This window comes from Halomonas sp. 707D4, from assembly GCF_024158685.1.
In the GTDB taxonomy this organism is placed as follows: Bacteria; Pseudomonadota; Gammaproteobacteria; order Pseudomonadales; family Halomonadaceae; genus Vreelandella.
The window spans coordinates 1-5,639 of record NZ_JAMZBD010000194.1 but is presented as its reverse complement, the minus strand read 5'-3'; the positions used below and the strand labels follow the sequence as shown (position 1 = coordinate 5,639).

Annotated in this window: 3 protein-coding genes and 2 pseudogenes; all 5 read left to right on the top strand. The window is 68.3% G+C overall.

The window, feature by feature from the left end; all coding sequences use genetic code 11:
• Positions 1-283, top strand: a 283-nt coding sequence (locus BIS11_RS09720) for an HAD-IA family hydrolase (protein WP_253585983.1), incomplete at its 5' end; no start/stop codon positions are given.
• A gap of 64 nt (positions 284-347) precedes the next feature.
• Positions 348-1,826, top strand: a pseudogene (locus tag BIS11_RS09715) (mannitol dehydrogenase family protein); the annotation flags it as partial.
• Positions 1,827-1,846: 20 nt separating this feature from the next.
• Positions 1,847-3,322: pseudogene (gene xylB / locus BIS11_RS09710) on the top strand (xylulokinase).
• A gap of 259 nt (positions 3,323-3,581) precedes the next feature.
• Positions 3,582-5,192, top strand: a complete 1,611-nt coding sequence (locus BIS11_RS09705) for a TolC family outer membrane protein (protein WP_253585982.1) — start codon at positions 3,582-3,584, stop codon at positions 5,190-5,192.
• A gap of 71 nt (positions 5,193-5,263) precedes the next feature.
• Positions 5,264-5,639: biotin/lipoyl-binding protein (locus tag BIS11_RS09700; RefSeq protein WP_253585981.1), on the top strand; the 376-nt coding region annotated here is incomplete at its 3' end.

The window sequence follows — 5,639 nt, the reverse complement described above, 5'->3', positions numbered from 1 at the left end:
CGCTGTCCTCCACCGCCAGGCAGGCCCGGCGCTCTACCGCCTGGCCACCCAGGCGCTGGGCGCCGAGCCCCGGGCCTGCCTGGCGGTGGAGGACAGCGTGGCCGGCGTGCGCGCCGCCGTGGGCGCCGGGCTCACCGTGGTGGGCTTCATCGGCGCCGGCCATCACGACGCCGACCAGGCGCGCCGGCTCGAGGAGGCCGGTGCCTGGCGGGTGATCGAGCGCATGAGCGAGCTCGGCCTTCTCGTCGATCAGTGGCGCGCCGGCGTCGTCTTGCCTTCCTGATGCCCGGCGCCGCATCGCCCCTTTTACTTTCTCTACTACTTTTCCCCTTCGCCTGGAGAGCCCCATGACCCCGTTGACCGACCAGACGCTCGCCACCCTCGACCCGGCGGTGAAGACGCCCACTTATGATCGCGCCGCCGTGACGGCGGGCATCGTGCATATCGGCGTGGGCGGCTTTCACCGCGCCCACCAGGCGATGTACCTCGACACGCTGATGAACCAGGGCGAGGCGCTGGAGTGGGGCATCGTCGGCGTGGGTGTGATGCCCGGCGACAAGCGCATGCAGGAGGCGCTGTCGCGCCAGGATCACCTCTACACGCTGGTGGTGAAGCACCCCGACGGCACGTTTGAACCTCGCGTGATCGGAAGTCTGGTGGATTATCTCTTCGCCCCGGAAGACCCGGAGGCGGTGATCGAGGCGATGGCGGCGCCGGCCATCCGGATCGTCTCGCTCACCGTGACCGAAGGCGGCTACAACGTCCATCCGGTCAGCGGCGCCTTCAACGTGGACAATCCGCTCGTCCAGCGCGATCTGGCCGAGCCGACACGCCCGACGAGCACCTTCGGGCTCGTGGTCGAGGCGCTGGTGCGTCGCCGGGCGCGCGGACTTGCGCCCTTCACCGTGATGTCCTGCGACAACATCCAGGGCAACGGCGACGTGGCCCGGCGCATGTTCGCGGCCTTCGCGAGTGCGCGGGACGCCGCACTCGGCGAGTGGCTCGCGCGCGAGGTCGCCTTTCCCAATTCGATGGTGGATCGCATCACGCCGGTCACCACGCCCGGCGACATCGACGAGCTGGCAAGCCGCTTCGGCGTGAAGGATGCCTGGCCCGTGGTGTGCGAGCCCTTCACCCAGTGGGTGCTGGAGGATCACTTTCCGCTCGGTCGCCCCGCCTTCGAGGCGGTCGGCGTGCAGTTGGTCGACGACGTCGAGCCCTTCGAGCTGATGAAGCTGCGCCTTCTGAACGCCAGCCACCAGGCGCTGACCTACTTCGGCTATCTCGCCGGCTACCGTTACGCCCACGAGGTGTGCCAGGACCCGCTGTTCGTCGAGTTCCTGTTGCGCTACATGAAGGAGGAGGGCGCGCCGACGCTCGCCCCGGTGCCGGGGATCGACCTCGATGCCTACCAGCACACGCTGATCGAGCGCTTCGCCAATCCCGAGATCAAGGACACCCTGGCAAGGCTCTGTGCCGAGAGCTCGGACCGTATCCCGAAGTGGCTGGTGCCGGTGATTCGCCACCAGCTCGAGCGCGATGGCCCCGTGGCGCTGAGCGCGGCGGTGGTGGCCAGCTGGGCGCGCTACGCCGAGGGCGTGGACGAGCAGGGCGCGCCCATCGAGGTGGTGGATGCGCTGCGCGAGCCGCTGATGGCGATCGCCCGCGACAACCGCACCCGCCCCGAGGCCTTCGTCGAGAACCGCGAACTGTTCGGCGACCTGGCCGACGATCCCCGCTTCCTGCAGCGCTACCTCGAGGCGCTGGCATCGCTGCACGCGCGCGGCGCCCGTGCCACACTGGAGGCACTGATGGGGTCACGGGGAGCGGGCTGATGTATATCGGAGTGGATTGCGGCACCCAGAGCACCAAGGTGGTGGTCGTGGATGTCGAGCGGGGGCGGATTCTCGGCGAGGCCAGCCGGGCACACCGGCTGGACGAGGGCGCCGACGGCCGCCGCGAGCAGGCGCCCGCCGAGTGGCTGGCGGCTTTCAAGGGCGCCTTTCTCGAGGCCATCGAGCGCGCCGGAGTGGATGCGCGGGCGGTGCGCGCGATCGGCGTCTCCGGCCAGCAGCACGGCATGGTGGCGCTCGACGCCGACGGCGTGCCGGTCTACCCGGCCAAGCTCTGGTGCGACACCGAGACGAGTGCCGAGAACGCCGCGCTGGTCGAGCGCCTCGGCGGCGAGGCGGGGTGTCTCGACAAGCTCGGCCTGGTGCTGCAGACCGGCTACACCGCTTCCAAGATCGCCTGGCTACGCGCCCACCATCCGGATGCCTACCGGCGCATCGCGACGCTCCTGCTGCCCCACGACTACCTCAATTTCTGGCTCACCGGCGAGCGGGTCACCGAGGCTGGCGACGCCTCGGGCACCGGCTACTTCGATACCCGCGCCCGCGCCTGGCAGCCCGAGGTGTTCGGCCTGATCGCCCCGGAGCTCGATCCGGCCCGGGTGCTGCCCCGGCTGCTCGAGCCCCGCGAGCCCGCCGGCACCGTGCGTGCGCGCGTCGCCCGGGAGCTGGGCCTGGGCGATGGCGTGGTCGTCGCCTGCGGTGGCGGCGACAACATGCTCGGCGCCATCGGTACGGGCAATATCACCGCGGGACTCGTCACCCTGAGCCTCGGCACCTCCGGCACCGTGTGCGCCTACTCGCCGACCCCGGTGGTGTGCGACAGCGCCATGGTGGCCAACTTCTGTGCCAGTCACGGCGGCTGGCTGCCGCTGATCTGCACCATGAACGTCACCTCCGCCACCACCCGCGTGCGCTAGCTGTTCGGGCTCGACATCGACGGCTTCAGCGAGCGGGTGGCAAGCGCTTCGATCGGCGCCGAGGGCGTCACCTGCCTGCCGTTCTTCAACGGCGAGCGGGTGCCGATGCTGCCCGGCGCGAGCGGCGACTTCAGCGGCTTGACCAGCCCCAACATGACCCAGGCCAACCTGTGCCGGGCGGTGATGGAGGGCGCCACCTTCGGGCTGCGCTACGGACTCGAGCTGCTGGGCGATCTCACCGCCGGCGCCCGCCAGATACGGCTCAGCGGCGGCGGGGCGAAAAGCCCGGTGTGGCGTCAGATGGTCGCCGACATCACCGGCATCGAGGTGATCTGCCCCGAGATCACCGATGCCGCCGCTCTGGGGGCGGCGCTTCAGGCCGCCTGGTGCGAGCAGCGCGCCCAGGACACCACGCTCGAGGCGCTCTGCCATCGTCTGGTGCAGCTCGATGCCGGTTCCCTGGCCGAGCCCGACGCCGGTCGCGTCGATGCCTTCGAGGTGGTCTACCAGCGCTACCGGCGCCTGCTGTGCGAGCGCCATGGCGTGACCTGAAGGTCCTGTCGAGTTGCATCCTCTCTCTCCCTGCAAGCCCCCGGTGGTGCCTGGGGTTCGAGACGAAATCGACGCGTGAAAACGTGCACGTCGTCCCGTCTTTCGACTAAAGTAAGTGGCGTTATTCTTGACTTGAAACGAGACACAGATTTCGGCGAAGTTCAAGGCTAGCATACATACATGAATGTAACTATAATGCGACGCTTTCGTGCTCCCCTCGTGAGTGCTGCACCCCACGTTGACACCTAGAGGCAATCCCATGCGACTGGCACACTGGGCAGTCAATGCCCCGCTTCGTCCCTTATTCCTGGCCGTACTGGCAAGTTCCATCGCGCTGCCCGCCCAGGCGGCGGATCTGATCACCATCACCCGCGATGCGCTCAACAACAACGCCGAACTCGCCTCCGCCCGGTCGCAGTTTTCCGGTGTCGAGGCAGCGCGTGACGTAGTGGGCGGCGAGCTTCTGCCCCAGGTCAACGCTTCGGGCAACGTGACGCACAACCGCCAGTACGAGAGCCAGTCGGCGGTGGGTACCGGCGCGACGCCGCCCCAGGGCGATGGTCCGGTAGTGACCAGCCCTTCGCGAGACGACAGCTTCAACAGCGCTTCGCTGTCGCTGGAGGCCACCCAGGCGCTGTTCAACGCGGCGACCAGCCGTCGGGTCGATCAGGCCGAGCGCCAGATCGACCAGCAGGTCTACATTCTGGCGGCCACCGAGCAGCAGCTTCTGATCGACGTGGTGTCGGCCTACTTCGATATCCTGCGTGCGTTCGAGGTGCTCGAAGCCCGCCGCGCCCAGGAGCGGGCGATCGGCCGCCAGCTCGAGCAGTCGAGCGAGCAGTTCGAAGTAGGTCTGATCGCGATCACCGAAGTGGAGGAGGCGCGGTCGAGCTTCGACCAGGCTCGCGCCGAGCGCATCACCGCCGAGAGCAACCTGCAGGTGGCCTTCGAGGCGCTGGAGCAGTTGACCGGCCGCCGCTACGCCAACATCGAATCACTCGGCGACATGCCGATCGGCCTGCCGACGCCCAGCGAACGCGACTACTGGGTCGATCAGGCGCTCGAGCGCAATCCGCAGGTGCTGGCCCAGCGCGCCGGTATCGAGGTCTCCCGCGCCGCGGTCGAGATCGCTCGCGCCGGCCGGCTGCCGACGCTATCGGCCTTCGCCAACTACCAGTACGCCGAAACCGATATCGACTATACCAGCGGCCACGACTCCTCGAGCCAGGTCGGGCTCTCCGCCAGCGTGCCGCTGTACACCGGTGGCAGCACCAGCGCGACCATTCGCCAGAACACCTTCCAGCTCGAAAGCAGCCAGTACGACTTCGAGTCCCAGCGGCGCACCACCATCCAGCAGGTGCGCTCGCTCTACACCCAGGTCAGCAACAACGTCGAGACCGTCGAGGCGCGCCAGCAGGCGATCGTCTCGACCCGCAGCGCCCTGGAAGCGACCCAGGCCGGCTACGAGGTGGGCACGCGCAACATCGTCGACGTGCTCAACGCCGAGCAGAACCTCTACAACGCCATCGCAAGCTACGCCGAGTCGCGCTACGACTACGTGATCAACCTGCTGTCGCTGCGCCAGCAGTCGGGGCTTCTGGACGTGGCCGCCCTCGAGGAGGTCAACGCCTGGCTCACCGGGGAAGCGGTCAACTTCACCCTGCCCGAGAGCGGTGATCGAGACGACTACCGGCGGGCGCTGGACATCGGCGCGCCGCCCACCCGCGAGTCGGCACCGGCAAGCAGCTACTCCTCGGACGATTACGCCCCCGCCCGTCGCCAGCCGGACGCCTACGCGCCCGGCGGTGGCAGCGCCTACCCCGGCGGCGCGGGTGGCGGCCTGGGTCTTGGCCAGCCAGGCGGTTATTGAGACTTCGGCGCCTTCGATCGGCGCCGTGTCGCTATCGGTCAAAAAATAGAGAACGAATGGGAAGTCGACGCATGAAGAAGATGATTCACTCAACGCGAGCGAGTCTGGTGACGCTTATGGCCGCACTGGCGCTTTCGGCCTGCTCGGGGGACGACGAAACCCAGACGCCGCAGGGACAGGCGCAAGGGCAGCAGGAGCCGCCGCCGCACGAGGTCCAGGTCGCCGAGGTACGCCGCCAGGACCTGCCGATCAACAAGGCCTACCCATCGCTTCTTCGCAGCGACAGCGAAGTGGTGATCGTGGCGCGGGTGGATGGCTATCTCGAAGAGCGTCACTTCCAGCCTGGCCAGATGGTCGAGCAGGGCGACGAGCTCTATACCATCGAACCCGACCGTTACCAGGCGGCGGTGAGTCAACGCGAGGCGGACTTGCAAAGCGCTCGCGCCG

Coding starts and splice junctions, on each gene's coding strand:
- BIS11_RS09705 (WP_253585982.1), top strand. CDS start 3,582: ATGCGACTGGCACACTGGGCAGTCAATGCCCCGCTTCGTCCCTTATTC.